This is a genomic window from Streptomyces sp. NPDC110618 (genome assembly GCF_055657065.1).
The window spans coordinates 381,117-400,891 of the sequence record NZ_JBVKBN010000003.1; the positions used below are offsets into that span (position 1 = coordinate 381,117).

A 19,775-nucleotide genomic window follows, 5' to 3' on the forward strand; every position below is an offset into this window, starting at 1 on the left:
GCCGTGTCCCTCTCCCCCGACGAGGCCTTGACGGCCCTCACCGACCCGGCCGCGCCGTACCTCATCGGCGTACGGCACCACGCGCCCTCCCTGGCCGCGGCCGTGCCCGCCCTCCTGGACGCGGCGAAGCCGGACGTGCTCCTGGTCGAGCTGCCCGCGGAGATGCAGGAGTGGCTGCCGTGGCTGGGCCACGCCGAGACCCGGGCGCCGGTTGCTCTCGCGGCGGCGCCCACGGGCGCGGAGACGGCCGCCGGACCGGCGTTCTACCCGTTCGCCGACTTCTCGCCCGAACTGGCCGCGGTGCGCTGGGCGGACCGGCACGGGGTGCCGGTCGTCGCGTGCGATCTGCCGCTGGCGGACCGCGCGTGGGGCGAGGGACGGACGGCGGCCCGGTCGGGGTCCGTGGGCCAGGGGATCGCCGACGCGCTGCGCGCCCGGCTCACCGGACGCCCGGGGGACGATCTGTGGGACCGGCTCGTGGAGGCCACCGCCCCGGGCTCCCCGCCCGAGGCGCTGCGCCGGGCGGCGCTGCTCACGGGCTGGGCGCTGCGCGAGGACGCGACGGCCTCCGGGGGTGTGCCCCAGCTGGATCTGCGGCGCGAGCGGTGGATGCGGGCGCGGATCGCGGAGGCGATCGCGCGGGGGGAACGAGCGGCGGTCGTCGTGGGGGCGTTCCACGCTCCGGCACTGCTGTCGGGGGACACCGAGGTCGGGACGGCCGCGGGCACGGGCTGGACGACCTCCCTGATTCCGTACGCGTACTCGCTGCTGGACGAGCGCTCCGGGTACCCGGCGGGCATCCGCGACCCCGAGTGGCAGCACCTGGTGCTGGAGGCGGCCGGGGAGCCGGACGCGCTGGAGGAGGCGCTGACGCGGGCGGCGGTACGGGTGTGTGCCGAACTGCGGTCGCTCGGGCATCCGTCGGGGCCCGCCGACGCGCGGGAGATCAGCCGCCTCGCCGGTGATCTGGCCCGGTTGCGGGGGCTGCCCGCGGCGGGGCGTGGCGAGCTGGTCGAGGCGGTGCAGACGGTCCTCGCGCAGGGCGAACCGTACGGCAGGGGACGGGCGGTGGCCCGTGCGATGGAGCGGGTGCTCGTCGGCACCCGGGTCGGCCGGCCCGCACCGGGGGCGCCCCGCAGTGGGCTCGCCCCGGCGGTGGAGGCCGAGGTCGCGGCGCTCGGTCTGCCGGGGCAGGACGACGGCGCGGCGCGCGATCTGCGGCTCGATCCGCTCCGGTCGGACCTGGACCGGCGGCGCGAGCTGCTGATGCGGCGTCTGACGGTGTGCCGGGTGCCGTACGCGCAGGCCCAGGAGGTGACCGGCGCGGGTGGCACCGAGGCGCTGACCTCGCGCTGGGAGGTGCGCTGGACCCCGGCGACGGCGGCGATGCTGACGGCGGCCGGGGTGCGCGGAGTCACCGCGGCGCAGGCCGCCGAGGGCGTGCTGCGGGAGCGGCGGCGGGCGGAGCTGGATGACGGCGGCTGTACGGCCGAGCAGGCGCTGCGGGGTCTGCGGGAAGCGGCGGAGTGCGGTCTGCCCGCGCTCGCGGACGAACGGCTCGCCGATGTCGCCGACGTGCTGCCGAACTCCGGCACCCTGCCCGAACTCCTCGCCGGGCTGGCCCTGTTGGACCGGGTGCGGGCCGGGCACATCGCCGGGCTCGGGGTCGACAAGGAGCGTGCGGTACGGGCCGTCGCGGTGGCCGAGCTGCTGACGTCCGCAGCGGTGCGGCAGGTGGACGGGCTGACCGGTTCCGAGGACCCGGCCGACGCCCACGCCCTGCTCGAACTCGCGCACCGCGCCGACCTGTTGGGCGGCATCCGGCTGGCCGACGCGCTCGCCCGGCTCGCCGCCGACGGCTCGCCGCTGATGCGGGGCGCCGCCGGTGCGGTACGGGTGCTGCTCGGGCACGAGGCGCCTCAGGCGCTGGGCGGCCGGATCGCCTCCTGGGTGGACTCGGCGACCGGCCCCGAGGCGCGGTCGGTGCTGGCCGCCCGGCTCGCCGGGGTACTGACCGCGGCCGGGCCGCTGCTGGAGTCGGCTCCGGCCGCTCTGGAGCCGCTGCTGGGCCGGGTGGTGGAGCTGTCGGACCGGGCCTTTTTGGACCGGCTGCCCGCGCTGCGCGGCGGCTTCGACACCCTCAGCCCGGCCGCCCGCGAGCGGCTGCTCTCGACGGTGGAGGACCGTCTGGGCGGCGAGCGTCAGGTGACCGACACCGGCGAGGTGGACCCCGTAGCGCTGGCCACGTGGACGCGCGCCGACCTGGCGGCGCGGGCGGACCTGGACCGGCTGGGGCTGCTGCCGTCGCCGCGGGGCGCGTGCGCGGAGCCCGAAGCGCCCAGGCCCGTACCGCACTTGCCGGACCGGCAGCTGTCCCCCGCCGATCGCTGGCGGCTGGTCCTGGGGCGGCGGCAGGATCAACTTCCGCCGTCGGCGGCCGGGTTGGCGACCGCGCTGGACGAGCTGTACGGCTCCGGGCGCGGCGAGGGCAGCCGGGGCGGGCTGCCCGGCTCGGGCGCCGGGCGCGAGGCGCCGTATCCCGGCGTGCGCGAGTGGTCCGAGGACCTGGCCGCGCTGTTCGGGCCGGGGATCCGGGAGGAGGTGCTGGCCGCTGCCGCCGCGGAGGGCCGTACCGATGTACTGGCCGAGCTGGACCCGGACAGCGTGCGGCCCTCGGTGGATCTGCTGCGGACGGTGCTCCGGCACGCCGGGGGGCTGCCCGAGGCGCGGCTGGCCGCGCTGCGGCCGCTGGTGCGGCGCCTGGTGGACGAGCTGACCCGGGAGCTGGCCACCCGGCTGCGGCCCGCCCTGCACGGGACCGCGCTGCCCCGGCCGAGCCGCCGTCCGGGCGGCGGCCTGGACCTGCCGCGCACCCTGCGCGCCAACCTGGCCACCGCGCGACGCGGGGAGGACGGGCGGGTCGTGGTCATCCCGGAGCGGCCGGTGTTCCGCAGTCGCGCCAAACGGGCGGCGGACTGGCGGCTGATCCTGGTCACGGACGTGTCCGGGTCGATGGAGGCGTCCACGGTCTGGGCGGCGCTGACGGCCTCCGTGCTGGCGGGGGTGCCGACGCTGTCCACGCACTTCCTCGCCTTCTCCACGAAGGTCGTCGACCTCACCGACCATGTCGAGGACCCGCTGTCGCTGCTGCTGGAGGTCAGGGTGGGCGGCGGCACGCACGTCGCCGCGGGGCTGCGGCACGCGCGCGAGCTGGTCACGGTGCCGTCGCGGACGCTCGTGGTGGTGGTCAGCGACTTCGAGGAGGGCTACCCGGTCGGCGGGCTCCTCGCCGAGGTGCGCGCCCTGGTCGGGGCGGGCTGTCAACTGCTGGGCTGCGCGAGCCTCGACGACGCGGGCCGGCCCCGCTACTCCACCGGCGTCGCGGGGCAGCTCGTCGCCGCGGGCATGCCGGTGGCCGCCCTCAGTCCGCTCGAACTCGCCCGCTGGGTAGGAGAGAAGATCGTATGAGCCCGGTCCTTCCGCCGGTCGCCCCGGAGGTGACCGCAGAGCTGGTCGGGGCCCTTTCGCCCCGGCTGCGCAAGCGCCTCGACGCGGGGATCGCCAAACTGTCGGCGCGTCCCGTGGTGGTGGACGGTGACACCGTGCGCCTCGCCGTGGACGACGACACCGACCTCGAACTGCACGCGCCGGGCGGGGTGGTGACCAGCACGGACGCGATCCGCTGTGGGTGCCTGCTGGCGCCGGACTGTCTGCACCGGGCGGCCGCCGCCTCGGCGGCCCCGGTGGCGTCGGAGTCGGCGGAGCCGGATCCGGGCTCCGCTGAGGATTCGGCTCCCGACGCGGGAGCGTCGGCCAAGGAGCCGGAGCTGCGTCAGACGGCGTCCGCCGAGCAGCTCGCCGCCGCGCGCGCCCTCTACGACGCCGCCGCGGCCGTGCTCGACGCCGGTACGGACGGTGCCGGGGCCGTGCTCCAGGCGGAGCTGCTGCGTGCCGCGCACTCGGCGCGGCTCGCCGGGCTGCCCCGGGCCGCCGCCTCCGCGGTCGGCGTGGTCACCGCGCTGCGGGCGGCGCGCGGCGCGGACCCGTCGTACCGGCTCACCGACCTGGTCGCCGGGCTGCTCTCCGTCCTGGGCACGGCGCACCGCCTGCCGCGGGCGGCCGGGGCGGAACTGACCGCGCTGCGCGGCACCGTGCGGCAGCCGTACACGCCGGACGGTTCGCTGCGGCTGTACGGGCTGTTCTCGGAGCCGATCCTCACCGCGACGGGGTACGCGGGCGCCGTCACCTGGACCGCCGACGCCGAGGGCCGCCTGTACACGGTCTCCGACGTGGCGCCGGGCGGGGCGGGCCGGGCGGTGGGCGCCGCCGAACGCACCGTGCGGATCGGCGACACGGCCCTGTCGCACCGGGAGCTGTCCCGGGCGGGGCTCGCCGTGTCCGGGGCGACGGTCTCGCCGACGGGGCGGCTGGGCGCGGGGAAGGCGGTACGGGCGGTGCGTGCGTCCGGCGTGGACTGGGACGCCGATCCGCTGGAGCGGCTGTGGGCGGTGCCGGTCGCCGAGCAGGCGGTGCGGGCGCTGTCCGAGGAGGGACACGACCTGCTCTTCCTCGACGTCACCCTGCTGGGCACGGTCCGTGAGGCGGCGGGCGACTGTCTGCTGGCCGACTGCGGCGGACTCCCGGTGCGGCTGGCTGCCGCCCACGACCACGCGGCGCTCCCCTACCGCGACAACCTCCGTCTGCTCTCCATGGCCCCCGGCACCCGGCTGCGGGTCGTGGCCCGTCTCACCCCCGCGCCACACGCCCGAGCCCTCCTCCTGGCCACGACGCACCCGACGGAGCGGGGAACCCGCCTGGACCTGGGCGTGGACCGCCTCCAGCGGGCGGACCTGCCCACGGCCGCCCCGGCCGTCCCCGGCACCGGGCACCCGGCCGGGGACGAGGCCCCGTTGCACCTGCTGCGCCGCCGGGTCCACCAGGCGGCTTCCGGCGGGCGCCGAGTCCTGGCCTTCCCCGGCGACAGCACCACCGACGGGCTACGCCTGCGCCGCTCGGGTCTGTCCACCGCGGCCGACCTCCTCACCGAGCTCCACGCGGCGGCGGCCGACCGCACCCGGGACATCTTCGGCCGCCTGATCCCCACCGACGTCAACGGCTTCGCCCGCGCCTGGCTGGCGGCGGCGCACTACACGACGGAGGTGGACCGGGCGCTGTGCGCGGCGGCTTGGGGGGCCGAGCCGGGACGGTGAACTCCGGGGCAGCGGCCGATCATCCGAGTGCGCGGTCCGGCTCCGTGAACCCCGCGGTGGCCCCGCCCAAGCGGAGTCACCGCGCGACCCCTCGCGGGCCTTCGGCCCCCGCTCACACCGCCCCCGGTGGCCCTCCGCCCTTCAGCCGCTCCAGGTCCGAGGGGCGCACCTGGATCGCCAGGATGGCGATGAGGGCCGCCACGCCCGTGAAGATCGCCGCCGTGATGAAGGCGGAGGAGACTCCGGCGGTGAGGACCTCGTGGGACCAGGGCGGGGGCAGTTCGCCCGTCCGCTGGAACTCCAGGCGCTGGGCGGGGTTCGCCTGTTCCAGGAAGGCCGGGACCTGTTTCTCCGCCTCGTTCCGGCTCGCCGTGCCGTACATCGTGACCAGGATGGACAGGCCCAGTGAACCGCCCACCTGCTGTGTGGCGTTGAGGAGACCGGACGCGGCACCGGTCTCCCGGACGGGGACGTTGGAGAGGGCCATCAGAGTCAGGGAGACGAACTCCATGCCCATGCCCAGGCTGAAGACCAGCATCGGGCCCAGGACGCTGCCGGCGTACGTGGAGTGGACGTCGGTCAGGGTCAGCCAGCTCAGGCCGGCCGCCGCGAGCAGGGCGCCGACGACCATGAACGGCTTGGGCCCGTAGACGGGCAGGAACCTCGACGCGAGCCCGGCGCCGATCGCGATGACCGCGCTGACCGGCAGGAAGGCGAGCCCGGCCTGCAAGGGGCTGAAGCCCAGCACGTTCTGCACGAAGAGGGTGAGGAAGAAGAACATGCCGAAGATCGCGGCGGCCAGGCACAGCATGATGCCGTAGGTCCCGGCGCGGTTGCGGTCGGCGAACATGTGCAGCGGGGTGATGGGCTGGACGGACCGCCGTTCCACGAGGACGAACAGGACGAGGATCACCACGGCCGCGCCGAAGGACGCCAGCGTCAGGGGGTCCCGCCAGCCGTCCTGCGCGGCCCGGATGAAGCCGTAGACCAGGAGCACCATGCCCGCGGTGGACATCAGCGCGCCGGTGATGTCGAAGTGGCCGGGGTGGCGTTCGGACTCCTTGATCCAGCGTGGGGTGGCGAGGGCGATGAGCAGGCCGATGGGGACGTTGACGAAGAACACCCAGCGCCAGTTCAGCCACTCGACGAGCATGCCGCCGGCCAGCAGTCCGATGGCGCCGCCGCCCGCCGAGACGGCCGCGAACACGCCGAAAGCCCGGTTGCGTTCCGGGCCTTCGCGGAAGGTCGTGCTGATCAGGGCGAGCGAGGTCGGTGAGGCGATGGCGCCGCCGACGCCCTGGAGGGCGCGTGCGGACAGGAGTTGGGCCTCGTTCTGGGAGAACCCGCCGAGAAGGGAGGCGAGTACGAAGAGCAGGACGCCGAAGATGAAGACGCGTCTGCGGCCGAGGATGTCACCGGCCCGGCCGCCCAGCAGGAGCAGGCCGCCGAACGTCAGCGTGTACGCGTTGACCACCCAGGACAGGCTCGTGGTGGAGAAGTCGAGCGAGCGCTGGATGTGCGGGAGCGCGATGTTCACGATGGTGATGTCCAGGACCACCATCAACTGGCACGAGGCGATGACCAGGAGGGCCATCGCATTGCCGCCACCGCCGTTCTTCGGGGCGGTGGTCTGCGGCGTGGTCGGCTGGGGGCTGCTGGTCATGTCGGGTCGCACTCTCGGGGCCTGTGCCCTCGCGAGGGGTCGGTGGACGGCTGCGTCCACCGTCGGTCCACCGTTTGACGGTACGCCGCCCCCTGTGCGGCCACCACTCGATCAACGGCCCTCTTGACGCGCGACGGTGGCGTTGGCACACTCGCGAGCCGCCGTAGAAAACCCTTGCTACGGCGGTTCGGCCGCGCCTCCGTGATCACGCGGGACATCCCCTCCCGGTCACGTCGCGAGGGCATGTTTTGAATCGATTCAAACACTCTTTCGGTCCCACGACCGGAGCCGCTTCGACGTGCCCCCCCACACCCCCCATAGGAGCCGACATGAGAAGAAACAGAAGCCGAGCCATCGCCGCCGGCGCCTGTGCCACCGCCCTGCTGACCGGCGCCTCCTTACTCACCCAGCCCGCGACCGCCGCCTCGGCCCAGGCCTCGGCGGCCTGCGGCGAGGGCGGCTACCAGGCGGAGGCGGTACTCAGCGGCAGTACCTGGACCGTCCGCCGTGGCGGTTCCGTCGTCCACACCGGCACGGACATGCGGGCCGCGATGCAGGCAGCGATCAACAGCCTCACCTCCGGCCGCACTTCGAAGGAACGGGTCGTGGTCCGCGGCTCCGGCTCGATCAGCGCCGGGTCCCGGGTCTCCCTGCCCAGCTACACCGTCCTCGACGTCTGCGGCACGATCAACGTCACCGGATCGGGCTCCGGCGACCAGGCCCCCGTGTACGCCCGAGGCGTCCGCGACATCGAGGTCCAGCACCTCAACGTCACCGGCGCCCCGCTGTACGGGATCTTCATGCGCAACGTGCAGAACGTGGTGCTCGGCCAGATCGACATGCGGCTGTCCCGCGGCCTCGGCGTCCGCATCGACAACCGCGGCGACACCAGCCAGTGGACACGCAACGTCCGTATCGACTCCGTGTACGTGTCCGGTGCGAGCAGCCACGCCGTGGAGACGTACGGCGTGGACGGGCTCACCGTCGGGACGGTCACCGCCCGCAATGTGGGCGAGTCCGGACTGCTGCTGAACCAGACGATCAACGCCACCGTCACCAAGGTCGACGCCGACGGCGCGGGCACCGGTACCGGCTACGCGGCCTTCCGCATGGCCAACCGCAACGGCCGGGTGGGCAGTTCGTACCCCACCAACATCCGGGTCGGCGAAGTGATCGCGCGGGGCGGCGGGCGCGGGGTGTTCTGTGTCTCCGAGAGCGGCGGCGCCGTCATCGACCGGGTGAACCTCTCCCACACCGGCAACAACGCGATCCTGGTGGAGAACTGCCACAACGTGAACATCGCCGCCCAGAGCGGCAGTGTGACCGGCGGCGGGGAGATCCGGCTGGCCGCGCGCACGGAGTTCGCGAACAACTCCGACATCACCATCCAGAACCTCACGGTCACCAACTCGGCCATCACCGAGAACCCGTGCGGGAACAACACCACGTTCCGCAACAACACGCTGGTCAACAGCCGGCAGAACATCTGCTAGCGAAAGCGGCGGAAAATCGGGCGGGGCGGACGGTCCGGGCCCCGGACCGTCCGCCCCGTCAGGCGTGTTCCCGGGTCAGCAGGTGCGGCCGACGTAGTACGCGCCCTGGATCTTGGAGGCGGAGCCCAGCCAGGACTTGCCGGGGCCGACACACCGCTCGTAGTCGGGCGCCAGGGCGACCTGGACCTTGATGACGACGCTGGAGCCGTCCGAGGTGCAGTGGTTGTAGAAGGCGTCCGCGTGGGTCTCGTAGAACCCGCACGGGTCGGCGGCGGCGGGGACGGAGGCCGAGGTGACCGCGCCGAGGGACGTCAGGACGATGGCGGAAGCGCCGAGGGCGCCGGTCATCATGCGACGGAAACGCAAGAAGTACTCCATGGGACGGGGGACCGGACCGGAGCTCAGGACACCGACCGGCCCGTTGATCATTACCGCCCCATGATCACCACGGTGCGCGCCGCGAGTTGATCACGCGGCGCCTTCCTTCACCCGGCGTATCGATTTTGCCGCTGGGCCGATCGGTTGACATGGCGTCACCTCACCCGACCGACAGCGGCAGTCTGCTCACGAGGCCGCCCAGCGCGGCCCGCTCCGCCTCGCCCGGGGCGCGGCGGCCGGTGGCGATCAGCAGGGCGTCCTTGTCGGGGAGCGCCGTCGGGAACGGCGTACCGGTGATCCGCTCCAGGAGCACGCGGGTGGCGGCGAGCGTCTCGGCGGGCGGCTCGGGGGCGGAGGGGAGGCGGGCGATCAGGTCCAGGTGGTGCAGGGTCCATTCGAGGACGTACGCGTGGAGGAAGTCGTCGACGGTCAGCACCTTGTCGCCGGTGCGGACGCGTGCCGTGCGGTCGGCCAGTTCGGCGGCGCGTCCGGCGGCGGAGCCCACGTCGTCGAGGTGGAACTTCAGCAGCCGCGGGTCGCCGTAGGCGGCGGCGAGACGCGGGATCAGCGCGTCGAGCGGGTCGTCACCGGTCGGCGGTTCGACGAGCTGCCAGTACCCGGCGGCATCCACAGTCGGCTCGGTGTCGGCGGGGGTGACGAGGGTGATCAGGATGTCCTGCGCCCCGATGACCAGATGGCACACCAGATCCCGGACCAGCCACCCGGCGCATCCCGAGGGGCACGCGAAGTCCTCCTCGGGGGTGTCGGCGACGGCGGTGCGCAGGGCTGTCCATGAGTGTCCGAAAAGATCCACCGCTCGACGTCAGGCGCCCGGCGTGCGCGTGCCAAGGCGGGCCATGAGCCAGGCGCGCCTTCGCGTCAGGCCCACGATGTCGGCGCTGTGGGCGGCTGCCACCAGCGTCATGACCGGCCAGGCCAGGAAGGTGAGGACGAGCGGCGCGTACGCGACGTCCGTGCCGAGGGCGACGATCATGAGTACGGCCGGGTAGACCAGCACGCCGAGCAGCGCTCCGACCAGGGAGAGGCCCCAGGCGCGGCGGACGGCACGGGACACCAGGACCAGGCCCGCGCACAGGACGGCGCCCATCAGTGCTCCGGCCACCAGGGTTCCTCCGGTGAGCAGCCCCGCGTACCGCAGGTCACGCGCGGCGAGGTCGGTGTCCCCGCCCCTGAGGAACTCCACCGCGGCGACTCCCAGCGCGAGCGCCGCCCAGGGGAGGACCGGGACGCCGGCCATGAGCAGGCCGACTCTCATGCCGCGCCCGAGCGCGCCCTGCCTGTTCACAGCGGTCCCCTTCAGCCCTTGCGCGTACGACGTGAGGAGATCATGCCAGTGGCTCCGCTCTGACCCCTTGCCGCACGCTGCTGTACCGCCGCTCCGGGCGACCGGTGCTGCCGTAGCGGAGGGTGACCTCGGCCCGGCCGATGGTGTGGAAGTGCTCCAGGTAACGGCGGGCGCTGACGCGGGAGATGCCGGTGAGGCGGGCGCACTCGGTGGCGGAGAGGGTGTCGGGGCAGTCGCGCAGGGTGCGTTCGATGAGTTCGGCGGTCTCCACGCTCATGCCCTTGGGGAGCGCCCCGGAGAGGGTGGCGGGGGCCGTGGCCCCGGCCAGGACCCGGTCCACGTCGGCCTGGCTGCGCACGACGGTGCCGCGCAGCCTGCCGCGCTGGTCGGCGTAGCGCTCCAGGCGCAGGCGCAGGTCCTGGAAGTCGAAGGGCTTGAGGAGGTAGTCGACGACGCCGTGCCGGACAGCGCCGCGCACCGTGTCGGCGTCGCGGGCGGCGCTGATGACCATGACGTCGCAGTCGTGGCCCGCGGTGCGCAGCCGGGGGATGACGTCGAGGCCGAAGATGTCGGGGAGATAGAGGTCGAGGAGGACCACGTCGGGGCGGAGTTCGTCGACCGCGGCGAGGGCCTGTTCGCCGGTGCTGGCGGTGCCGACGGCCTTGAAGGGCGGGACACGTTCGACGTAGGCGCGGTGGATGCGGGCGACCATGAAGTCGTCGTCCACCACGAGGACGCCTATCTCGTGCTGTTCGTCGGTCATGTCGCTCCTTCCGCCACCGGGGACCCCCACCGCCGTGACCTTCGCAGACGGTCGGCGGGAATGCCAGGGTCGTGCCGCAACCGCCTGGCGTACCGGCGTCCGGCGCTGACACGAAGCGTCCGGCGCTGACACGAAGCGTCCGGCGCTGACGCAGAGCATCCGGCGCTGACACAAAGACCAAAACCTCCGTTGGTTCCGCAAGCGAGACAGGCCCCCGGGCGCGCTGCACGATGTGGCCCACCTCACCCCTCTCCCCTTATCTACCGACAGGTGGTGGCATTCGTGCGCCTGCGCACTCCCCTCGCCCTGTTCGGGGCCGCGGTGCTGGTCCTCGTCGGACCGCCGCTGCTGGCCACCGGCAGTGGCGCCGAGACCGGCACGCAGATCCCGGGACTGCGGCTCATGGTTCCCAACACTCCCGGCGGCGGTTACGACATCACGGCCCGTACGGCCGCGAAGGACGCCGAGGACGCCGGGCTCTCCCACAACATCGAGGTGTTCAACCTGCCCGGCGCGGGCGGCACCGTGGGTCTGACCCGGCTGGTCAGCGAGCACGGCAACGGCAAGCTGGCGATGTCGATGGGGCTCGGTGTGGTGGGCGCGGCCCGCTCCAACCACGCGCCGAAGACCCTGGCGGACACCACGCCCATCGCGCGGCTCACCGAGGAGCAGGACGTGGTGGTGGTCGCCGACGAGTCGCCGTACCGGACGATCGACGAGCTGATCGAGGCGTGGCGCAAGGACCCGGGCAAGCTGCCGGTCGGCGGCGGGTCCTCGCCCGGCGGACCCGACCATCTGGCGCCGATGCTGATGGCGCGGGCGGCCGGGATCGCGCCGAAGGACGTCAACTACATCCCCTTCGACGGCGGCGGTGAGCTGCTCGCGTCGATCCTCGGCAGCAAGGTCGCCTTCGGGGTGTCCGGGGTCGGCGAGTACCTCGACCAGATCAAGGCGGGCGAGCTGCGGGTGCTGGCGGTGACCGGCCCGGAGCGGGTCGGTGAACTCGGGGACGCGCCGACGCTGAAGGAGTCCGGGTACGACGTGAGCTTCACCAACTGGCGCGGCATCGTGGCGCCGCCGGGGCTCACCGACGCCGAGCGGACCAAGCTCACCCGGTTCGTGGAGGCGCTGCACGACTCGCCCGAGTGGCAGAGGTCGCTGGAGCGCAACGGCTGGGAGGACGCCTTCCTCACCGGCGACAAGTTCGGCGAGTTCCTGGCCGCCCAGGACAGGCGTGTGGTGTCGGTGCTGAAGGAGCTGGGACTGTGACGACGGAGACGGAAACTCCCCCCACGACGGCGGACGTTCGCCGGACGTGGCTGCGCGAGCACTCCGAACTCGGGGTGTGTGTGCTGCTGTTGGCGCTCGGAGTGCTGGTGCTCACCGACGCGCTCACCATGGACGTGGACATCGCGCAGCGCGGTCCGGTCGGGCCGAAGACGGTACCGGTGGTGGTCGGCATCGGGTTGCTGGTGGTCGCCGCACTGCTCGCCGTGGACGTGCTGCGCGGCGGGCGCGGGCAGGCGGAGACGGGCGAGGACATCGACCTGTCCGAGCCGGCCGACTGGCGCACGGTGGGCCTGCTCACCGGGGTGTTCCTGGGTGCGGCCGTGCTGATCGAGCCGCTCGGCTTCCCGGCCGCGGGCGCCCTGCTGTTCTGGGGCGCGGCCTACGCGCTGGGCAGCCGCCGCGTGGACCGGGACCCGCTGATCGCGGCGGCGCTCGCACTGCTCACCTATGTCCTGTTCAACAACCTGCTCGGAGTGCCGCTGCCCGGCGGTCCGCTGATGGGAGCGCTGTGACATGAACGCCCTCACCTCCCTCATGGACGGCTTCGGTACGGCCCTGACCCCGCTGAATCTGCTCTGGGCGGCGCTCGGTGTGCTGCTGGGCACGGCGATCGGCGTGCTGCCCGGCATCGGTCCGGCGATGGCGGTGGCGCTGCTGCTGCCGGTGACGTACGGACTCGATCCGATCGGCGCGTTCATCATGTTCGCGGGCATCTACTACGGGGCGATGTTCGGCGGTTCGACGACCTCGATCCTGCTCAACACCCCCGGTGAGAGCGCCGCGGTGGTGGCGGCCATGGAGGGCAACCCCATGGCGAAGTCGGGGCGGGGCGCGCAGGCGCTGGCGGCGGCGGCCATCGGTCACTTCGCGGGCGGCATGGTCGGCACGATCCTGCTGGTGGCACTGGCACCGACGGTGGCGGAGCTGGCGGTGGACATCGGCGCGCCGGACTACTTCGCCATCATGGTGCTGGCGTTCATCGCGGTGACGTCGGTGCTGGGCTCGTCGCGGATCAGGGGGCTGGCCTCGCTGCTGATCGGGCTCACGCTCGGTCTGGTGGGCCTGGACCAGATGACCGGGCAGCAGCGGCTCACGTTCGGTTCGCTGCAACTCGCCGACGGGATCGACGTGGTGATCGTGGCGGTGGGTCTGTTCGCGATCGGCGAGGCGCTGTGGGTGGCGGCGCATCTGCGGCGCCGGCCCGGTGAGGCGATCCCGGTGGGGCGGCCGTGGCTGGGCAAGGAGGATGTGCGGCGCACCTGGAAGTCCTGGGCGCGCGGGCCGTTCATCGGCTTCCCGTTCGGCGCGATCCCGGCGGGCGGCGCGGAGATCCCGACGTTCCTGTCCTATGTCACCGAGAAGCGTCTGTCCAAGCACAAGGACGAGTGGGGCAAGGGCGCCATCGAAGGCGTGGCCGGACCGGAGTCGGCCGCGTCCGCGTCGGCGGCGGGCACCCTGGTCTCGATGCTCACCCTGGGCCTGCCCACCACGGCGGTCGCGGCGGTCATGCTCGCCGCCTTCCAGCAGTACGGCATCCAGCCGGGCCCGCTGTTGTTCGAGCGCGAACCCGACCTGGTGTGGGGCCTGATCGCGTCGCTGTTCGTCGGCATGGTGCTGCTGCTCGCGCTCAACCTGCCGCTGGCGCCGGTGTGGGCGAAGCTGCTGCGGATCCCGCGGCCGTATCTGTACGCGGGGATCCTGTTCTTCGCGGCGGTCGGCGCCTACGCCGTCGGCGGTGAGGTGATCGACCTGGTGATCCTGCTGGTCATCGGCCTGATCGGCTTCGGTATGCGGCGCTACGGACTTCCCGTCCTGCCCGCCGTCATCGGGGTGATCCTCGGGCCCAACGCCGAGCAACAGTTGCGCCGGGCCCTGCAGATCAGTGACGGCAGTGTCTCGGGGCTGGTCAACACGCCTTTCTCGGTGGCCCTTTACGCGGTGGTGGCCGTGCTGCTGGCGTGGCCGCTGCTGCGGAGGGTGCGCGCCAGGAGCTGAGCGTCGCATCCGGCGCTCCGGGGTGGTCACACAGCCCTCCCATATGATTAGGTAAGCCTAACCTAATTGGGGGGTTCAGTGAGTGATGCGACTGGCCCCGACCGCGAATGGGCGGCCTGGGCCGAGGGCGTGATGGCGCGGCTCGACGCGCAAGCACAGGTGGACGACGATCTCCTCGCGGCGCTGGGCAACAGTCCCCACCTCCGCGAGGAGACGCTTCTGCGCATGGCCGAGGCGCTACGGGCCGCGGCCCTCGGCCTCGGCCCCGCCGGGTGCGCCGCCGCGGCCGGTGTGCCCGAACGCCTGCTGCACACCTGGCGGGACCGGCAACCCGCGTTCGCCGGCGCCCTGTCCGCCGCGCACGCGCTCGCCCGGTCCTACTCGCTGGGCGCCGACCATGGACGGCCGCCGCCGCTGACCCCCGTGACCCTGCGCGTCCTGCTCAAGCAGATCCGCGCCGGCACCCGTATCCCGCCTGCCGCAGCGGCCGTCGGTGTCTCCGTGCGCACCCTCAACCGGCTGCGCCGCGAGCACCCCCGGGTGGACGCCCTCATCGTCGCGGCCCGTCGCGCCCGGCCCAAACGGGCGGACCGGCGCGGCACTTCGGCCTTCACCCACGGCTACCGGCTCATCCGGACCGACGCCACACCGGCGGACGGCAACCACGCGGACGACGCTTCCTCAAAGGGGTAGCCGACGCGCGGAGTTGTAGTTAGCCTTACCTAAGTTCGTGCGCAACTGCTGTCAGGGCGCTGTGAATCCGGTCCGGAGGACGAGTGAGTAAAGCGGACCTGCCAGGACGCCACGTCCTGCGCGGAGCGGTGCGCGGACAGCGCCGCGATGTCGCGCTCGGCGCGTTGCTGGGCATGGGCCACCAGACCGGCGAGGCCCTGGTGCCCGTCGTCATCGGACTCGCCATCGACGAAGGTGTCGTGGACGGCGATGGCGGCGGACTGCTGATGTGGCTCGGGGTACTCGCCGTCGTGTACGTCGGCCTCTCCTACAGTTTCCGCTTCGGCGCCCGTGCCGGTGAACGCGCCTCCGTGACCGCCGCGCACCACCTGCGCACGGCTCTGGTGGAGCGCGTCCTCGCGCCCGAAGGGGGCGCCTCCGAAGGCCGGTTGCCCGGCGAGCTGGCCAACACCGCGACCGAGGACGCCAAACGGGTCGGCGCGGTCGCCATGGCGCTCATCGTCGGGATCGCCGCCGCGACCGGACTCGCGGTCGGCGCGATCGTCCTGCTGCGCATGTCGATCCCGCTCGGCCTGCTCGTCCTGCTGGGCACTCCCCTGCTGCTGTGGCTGGTGCACCTGCTGAGCAAGCCGCTGGAGCGGCGCAGCGAGACCGAACAGGAGCGCGCCGCACGGGCGTCGGGGGTGGCCGCCGACCTGGTGGCCGGGCTGCGCGTACTCAAGGGCATCGGCGCGGAACCGGCGGCCGTCGCCCGCTATCGCCGGATCAGCCAGGACTCGCTCACCGCCACCCTGCGCGCGGCCCGCGCCGAGGCCTGGCAGAACGGCGTGGTGACCATGCTCACCGGGTCCTTCCTGGCCCTGGTCGCCCTGGTCGGCGGACGGCTCGCCGCACGCGGTGACATCGGGCTCGGCGAACTCGTCTCCGCCGTGGCCCTGGCCCTCTTCCTGATCGGCCCGCTCTCCGAATTCTCCTGGGTCTACGCCGAGTTGGCGCAGGGCCGCGCCTCGGCCGCGCGGATCGCGGAGATCCTCGAAGCCGAACACGCCGTGCGGGCACCCGCCGACGCGCCCACGCTGGAGCGCGTGGAGGGCCGGCTGCGGCTGCGCGGAGTGGCGTACGACTCGCTGCGCGCCGTGGACCTGGAGATCTCCCCCGGCGAGACGGTCGGCGTCGTCACCGTGGACCCGGCGGACGCCACCGCCCTGCTGCGTATCCTCGCCCGCCACGCCGACCCCGACGAGGGCACCGTGGAACTCGACGGCACCAACCTGTCCGCACTGCGCCTCGCCGAGCTCCGGGCGGCGGTCCTCGTCGCCGAGCACGACGCGGACCTCTTCGAGGGCAGTGTCCGGGACAACATCACCGCGGCGGCCGGACCGGACGCTCCTGTCGACGCGGCCGTCGCCGCCTCCGGCACCGACGAGGTAGTCCGCACCCTGCCCGACGGAGCCCACACCGAAGTGACCGCGCGGGGCCGCTCCTTGTCCGGTGGCCAACGCCAACGGATCGCTCTGGCACGCGCGTTGACGGCCGACGCCCCCGTACTCGTCCTGCACGAACCCACCACCGCCGTCGACGCCGTCACCGAGGCACGCATGGCGGCCGGACTGAAGGAACTGCGGGCCGGGCGGACCACCCTCCTGGTGACCAACAGCCCCGCGCTGCTCGCCGTCACCGACCGGGTCGTCCTCCTCGACCGGGGAACGGTCGCCGCCTCCGACGCCCACCAACGGCTGGTCCACCAGCACGGCACCTATCGCGCGGCGGTCCTGGCATGAGCGAGTCCTCGGCACAGCTGCTGCCCGTAGCGACCCCCGCGCGCACCCGTGCGGCCGTCGCCGAACTGCTGCGCCCGCACAGATCGTTGGCCGTCACCGCGTTCGCCGTCATGGTGGGCGCCACCGCCATCGGCCTGCTCACCCAGCCGCTGCTCGGCCGGATCGTGGACCAGGCCGCCGACCGCGCCTCGGTCGACGCGATCACCACCACGGCGGCGCTCCTGGTGGCGGTCGCCGTCGCCCAGGGCATCACCACCGGCTTCGGCCTGTCCCTGATCTCCCGCCTCGGCGAGACCACCCTCGCCCGGCTGCGCGAACGCTTCGTGGAACGCGCCCTCGGCCTGCCGCTGGAGCGCGTGGAGCGGGCCGGCGCCGGGGACCTGACCGCCCGCGTCACCGCCGACGTCTCCCTCATCGCCGAGGCCGTCCGCAACGCCCTTCCGGAGCTGGCCCGTTCGCTGCTGACCATCCTCCTCACGCTCGGCGCGATGGCCCTGCTCGACTGGCGGTTCCTGCTCGCCGCGCTGCTGGCGGTGCCCGTGCAGGTGGCCACCGCCCGCTGGTACGTGGCCCGCGCGGTCCCGCTCTACGCCGAGCAGCGGGTGGCCGCGGGCGCCCAGCAGCAACAGCTCCTCGACACCGTCGCGGGCGCCTCCACCGTACGGGCGTTCCGGCTGGAGCGGCAGCACACCGACCGGGTCACCGAACGGTCCCGGTCCGTGGTCGCGCTGACCATGAAGGGCGTGCGGCTGGTGCTGGGGTTCTACAGCCGACTGCACATCGCCGAGTACCTGGGACTGGCGGCCGTGCTGTTCACCGGGTACTGGCTGGTGCGGCAGGGCTCGGCGTCCGTCGGCACGGCGACCGCCGCCGCGCTGTACTTCCACAGCCTGTTCACCCCGGTCAACGCCGCCCTGGTCCTCCTCGACGACGCGCAGTCCGCCATGGCGGGCCTGGCGCGGCTGGTCGGCGTCACCGACGTGCCGGTGTCCGCCGCTCCGGCACAGCAGGCGGAGAGCGGCCGGATCGAGGTCGTCGTGCGGGGCCTGCGCCACTCGTACCGCCCCGGCCATCCCGTGCTGCACGACATCGACCTGACGATCCGGCACGGCGAGCGGGTCGCGCTGGTCGGCGCCAGCGGCGCCGGGAAGACGACCCTGGCCCGCCTCGTCGCCGGTATCCAGCCGCCGACCGAGGGCACCGTCCTGGTCGACGGGGTGCCGCCGACCGAGCTGGGCGGCCCGGCGGCCAGCCGTACGGTCGCCCTGATCACCCAGGAGACGCATGTGTTCGCCGGTCCGCTCGCCGACGACCTGCGGCTGGCCAAGCCCGACGCCACCGACGACGAACTGCGCGCCGCGCTGGACCGCGTGGACGCGCTCGGCTGGACCGAGGCGCTCCCCGACGGGCTCGACACGGTCGTAGGGGACGGCGGTCACCGGCTCACCGGCGACCGCACCCAGGCGCTGGCCCTGGCCCGGCTGATCCTCGCCGATCCCCCGCTGGTGATCCTGGACGAGGCCACCGCCGAGGCGGGCAGCGCCGGTGCTCGGGCGCTGGAGAAGGCGGTCGCGCGGGCCACCGACGGGCGCACCGCGCTGATCGTGGCCCACCGCCTCAGCCAGGCGGCGACCGCCGACCGGATCGTCGTCATGGACGCCGGACGGATCGTCGAGACCGGCACCCACGACGAACTGCGCGCCGCGGGCGGCCGCTACGCCGCCCTGTGGGCGGCCTGGTCGGACACCCGCGACACCCGCCCCTGACCCCACGACTCCCCCAACCCCCCGCACCGCCCGGCACCACAGGAAACCGAAACAGAAGGACCGCCCATGTTCCGCTCCCGCAGAACTCCCCGGCTCGCCGCCGCGCTGGCCTCGTCCCTGCTGCTCCTCACCGCCGCGACGGCCTGCGGCAGCGACGACTCCGACACGGGCTCCTCGGACGCCGACGCCAAGGCCACCGGGTCGGGCGGCTCCGCCTTCCCGGTCAGCATCGACCACAAGTACGGCACCACGACGATCGAGTCCGAGCCGAAGCGGATCGTCACCGTCGGCCTCACCGACCAGGACCCGGTACTGGCCCTGGGCAAGGTCCCGGTCGGTACCACCGAGTGGGTCGGCGGCTACAAGGGCGCCATCGGCCCCTGGGCCGAGGACAGGCTGAACGGCGCCGACGCGCCGACGGTGCTGAAGGACACCGGTACCGGCCCGCAGGTGGAGAAGATCGCGGCGCTGAAGCCGGACCTGATCCTGGCCGTGTACGGCGGGCTCACCAAGGAGCAGTACGAGTCGCTGTCGAAGTTCGCACCCGTGGTCGCCCAGCCGAAGCAGTACAACGACTACGGCGTGCCGTGGCAGGAGCAGACCGAGACCATCGGCAAGGCCCTCGGCAAGGAAGCGGAGGCCGAGGCCGCCGTGCAGAAGACCGAGGACGCCATCGCGGCGGCCGTGAAGGAGCACCCCGAGTTCGCGGGGAAGACCGGCGTGGTGGCGACGCCGTACGAGGGCATGTTCGTCTTCGGCAGCGGCGACTCGCGCTCGCACCTGCTCACCGACCTCGGCTTCGAGCTGCCCAAGGACCTGGACAAGGCGATCGGGGACCAGTTCGGCGCGAACATCAGCAAGGAGCGCACCGATCTGCTGGACCAGGACGCGATCGTCTGGCTGGTCGGTGACGTCGAGAAGGACGCCGCGAAGCTGCACAAGGACGCCTCGTACAAGGACCTGAAGGTGGTCGGCGAGGGCCGCGAGGTGTACATCAACGAGACCAGCGACTACGGCAACGCGGTGTCCATGGGCACCGTCCTGAGCCTGCCGTACGTCGTGGAGCGCCTGGTGCCGCAGCTCGCGGCGGCGGTCGACGGCAAGCCGGACACGAAGGTGGAGCAGCCGGCTTCCTGACACCGGCACACACAAAGGAGGGGGCGGCCCGTCGGCCGCCCCCTCTCTTCGCGCTGTCGCTCAGCCGTCCATGGCCTCCGCGAGGCTGCGCGGCCGCATGTCGGTCCAGTTCTCCTCGACGTATTCCAGGCAGGACTGGCGGGCCGCCGGGCCGTGGACGGTCCGCCAGCCGGCCGGGACATCGGCGAAGTCGGGCCACAGGCTGTGCTGGTTCTCGTCGTTGACGAGAACCAGGTAGACGCCCTCGGGGTCCTCGAACGGATTGCTCATGCTCTTCCTCTCCTCACGGTCCTTCGGTCG

16 protein-coding genes are annotated in these 19,775 nt (G+C 73.2%); 10 read left to right on the forward strand and 6 right to left on the reverse strand.

Annotation, left to right across the window (positions count from 1 at the left end; genetic code table 11):
- Nucleotides 1-3 precede the first annotated feature (3 nt).
- Both ACZ7L7_RS08295 and ACZ7L7_RS08300 read left to right on the forward strand, forming a co-directional pair.
- Entirely contained in the window at nucleotides 4-3,468 is a 3,465-nt protein-coding gene (locus ACZ7L7_RS08295) for a vWA domain-containing protein (RefSeq protein ID WP_472075321.1), read from the forward strand.
- Entirely contained in the window at nucleotides 3,465-5,210 is a 1,746-nt protein-coding gene (locus ACZ7L7_RS08300; protein ID WP_472075323.1) for a hypothetical protein, read from the forward strand. Before ACZ7L7_RS08295 ends, ACZ7L7_RS08300 begins: the two co-directional genes overlap by 4 nt.
- 112 nt (nucleotides 5,211-5,322) lie before the next feature.
- Here ACZ7L7_RS08300 and ACZ7L7_RS08305 read toward each other — a convergent pair whose 3' ends face one another.
- Nucleotides 5,323-6,873: an MFS transporter gene (locus ACZ7L7_RS08305; protein WP_285512358.1), complete on the reverse strand. Its 1,551-nt coding sequence runs from the start codon at nucleotides 6,871-6,873 to the stop codon at nucleotides 5,323-5,325.
- 329 nt (nucleotides 6,874-7,202) lie between these two features.
- Here ACZ7L7_RS08305 and ACZ7L7_RS08310 point away from each other — a divergent pair, with 329 nt between their 5' ends.
- Nucleotides 7,203-8,366, forward strand: a complete 1,164-nt coding sequence (locus ACZ7L7_RS08310) for a hypothetical protein (RefSeq protein ID WP_471430031.1) — start codon at nucleotides 7,203-7,205, stop codon at nucleotides 8,364-8,366.
- 75 nt (nucleotides 8,367-8,441) lie between these two features.
- Here the strand turns inward: ACZ7L7_RS08310 and ACZ7L7_RS08315 are convergent, their stop codons facing one another.
- From ACZ7L7_RS08315 to ACZ7L7_RS08330, 4 genes are all read right to left on the reverse strand, one after another.
- Nucleotides 8,442-8,714 (reverse strand): DUF6355 family natural product biosynthesis protein, encoded by a 273-nt coding sequence (locus ACZ7L7_RS08315; RefSeq protein WP_285512452.1) that lies wholly within the window; start codon nucleotides 8,712-8,714, stop codon nucleotides 8,442-8,444.
- Nucleotides 8,715-8,904: 190 nt separating this feature from the next.
- Nucleotides 8,905-9,558, reverse strand: coding sequence for a maleylpyruvate isomerase N-terminal domain-containing protein (locus ACZ7L7_RS08320; RefSeq protein WP_285512360.1), 654 nt, complete (start codon nucleotides 9,556-9,558; stop codon nucleotides 8,905-8,907).
- Between the two features lie 9 nt (nucleotides 9,559-9,567).
- Nucleotides 9,568-10,050 carry a hypothetical protein gene (locus ACZ7L7_RS08325; RefSeq protein WP_471430033.1) on the reverse strand — a complete coding sequence of 161 codons (483 nt, stop codon included), beginning with the start codon at nucleotides 10,048-10,050 and terminating at the stop codon, nucleotides 9,568-9,570.
- Nucleotides 10,051-10,090: 40 nt separating this feature from the next.
- A complete protein-coding gene (locus tag ACZ7L7_RS08330; protein ID WP_285512362.1) occupies nucleotides 10,091-10,813 on the reverse strand; it encodes a response regulator in 723 nt (240 codons plus the stop codon).
- A gap of 282 nt (nucleotides 10,814-11,095) precedes the next feature.
- On the opposite strand from ACZ7L7_RS08330, the gene ACZ7L7_RS08335 reads away from it, so the two are divergent.
- The 7 genes from ACZ7L7_RS08335 to ACZ7L7_RS08365 all read left to right on the forward strand — a co-directional run bounded on the left by ACZ7L7_RS08335 (nucleotide 11,096) and on the right by ACZ7L7_RS08365 (nucleotide 19,475).
- Nucleotides 11,096-12,082, forward strand: coding sequence for a Bug family tripartite tricarboxylate transporter substrate binding protein (locus ACZ7L7_RS08335; protein WP_453602608.1), 987 nt, complete (start codon nucleotides 11,096-11,098; stop codon nucleotides 12,080-12,082).
- Entirely contained in the window at nucleotides 12,079-12,615 is a 537-nt protein-coding gene (locus ACZ7L7_RS08340) for a tripartite tricarboxylate transporter TctB family protein (RefSeq protein ID WP_471591854.1), read from the forward strand. The genes ACZ7L7_RS08335 and ACZ7L7_RS08340 overlap by 4 nt, the downstream gene beginning before the upstream one ends.
- A 1-nt stretch (nucleotide 12,616) precedes the next feature.
- The gene (locus tag ACZ7L7_RS08345) at nucleotides 12,617-14,098 is read left to right on the forward strand and encodes a tripartite tricarboxylate transporter permease (RefSeq protein ID WP_472075326.1); all 1,482 of its coding nucleotides are present in this window, start codon (nucleotides 12,617-12,619) and stop codon (nucleotides 14,096-14,098) included.
- Nucleotides 14,099-14,176: 78 nt separating this feature from the next.
- Entirely contained in the window at nucleotides 14,177-14,791 is a 615-nt protein-coding gene (locus ACZ7L7_RS08350; RefSeq protein ID WP_472075328.1) for a hypothetical protein, read from the forward strand.
- Nucleotides 14,792-14,874: 83 nt separating this feature from the next.
- Nucleotides 14,875-16,572: an ABC transporter ATP-binding protein gene (locus tag ACZ7L7_RS08355; protein WP_285512366.1), complete on the forward strand. Its 1,698-nt coding sequence runs from the start codon at nucleotides 14,875-14,877 to the stop codon at nucleotides 16,570-16,572.
- A complete protein-coding gene (locus ACZ7L7_RS08360; protein WP_472075330.1) occupies nucleotides 16,569-18,338 on the forward strand; it encodes an ABC transporter ATP-binding protein in 1,770 nt (589 codons plus the stop codon). Before ACZ7L7_RS08355 ends, ACZ7L7_RS08360 begins: the two co-directional genes overlap by 4 nt.
- 66 nt (nucleotides 18,339-18,404) lie before the next feature.
- On the forward strand, nucleotides 18,405-19,475 hold the full coding sequence (locus tag ACZ7L7_RS08365; protein WP_472075332.1) for an iron-siderophore ABC transporter substrate-binding protein: 1,071 nt from the start codon (nucleotides 18,405-18,407) through the stop codon (nucleotides 19,473-19,475).
- A gap of 60 nt (nucleotides 19,476-19,535) precedes the next feature.
- Here the strand turns inward: ACZ7L7_RS08365 and ACZ7L7_RS08370 are convergent, their stop codons facing one another.
- Nucleotides 19,536-19,745: an MbtH family protein gene (locus tag ACZ7L7_RS08370; RefSeq protein ID WP_285512369.1), complete on the reverse strand. Its 210-nt coding sequence runs from the start codon at nucleotides 19,743-19,745 to the stop codon at nucleotides 19,536-19,538.
- Nucleotides 19,746-19,775: the final 30 nt, after the last annotated feature.

What these genes read in the sequence shown, in the direction of transcription:
- ACZ7L7_RS08345 (WP_472075326.1), top strand. Translation starts at nt 12,617, where the DNA reads ATGAACGCCCTCACCTCCCTCATGGACGGCTTCGGTACGGCCCTGACC.
- ACZ7L7_RS08300 (WP_472075323.1), top strand. Translation starts at nt 3,465, where the DNA reads ATGAGCCCGGTCCTTCCGCCGGTCGCCCCGGAGGTGACCGCAGAGCTG.
- ACZ7L7_RS08315 (WP_285512452.1), bottom strand. Translation starts at nt 8,714, where the DNA reads ATGACCGGCGCCCTCGGCGCTTCCGCCATCGTCCTGACGTCCCTCGGC.
- ACZ7L7_RS08365 (WP_472075332.1), top strand. Translation starts at nt 18,405, where the DNA reads ATGTTCCGCTCCCGCAGAACTCCCCGGCTCGCCGCCGCGCTGGCCTCG.
- ACZ7L7_RS08305 (WP_285512358.1), bottom strand. Translation starts at nt 6,873, where the DNA reads ATGACCAGCAGCCCCCAGCCGACCACGCCGCAGACCACCGCCCCGAAG.
- ACZ7L7_RS08360 (WP_472075330.1), top strand. Translation starts at nt 16,569, where the DNA reads ATGAGCGAGTCCTCGGCACAGCTGCTGCCCGTAGCGACCCCCGCGCGC.
- ACZ7L7_RS08370 (WP_285512369.1), bottom strand. Translation starts at nt 19,745, where the DNA reads ATGAGCAATCCGTTCGAGGACCCCGAGGGCGTCTACCTGGTTCTCGTC.
- ACZ7L7_RS08330 (WP_285512362.1), bottom strand. Translation starts at nt 10,813, where the DNA reads ATGACCGACGAACAGCACGAGATAGGCGTCCTCGTGGTGGACGACGAC.
- ACZ7L7_RS08310 (WP_471430031.1), top strand. Translation starts at nt 7,203, where the DNA reads ATGAGAAGAAACAGAAGCCGAGCCATCGCCGCCGGCGCCTGTGCCACC.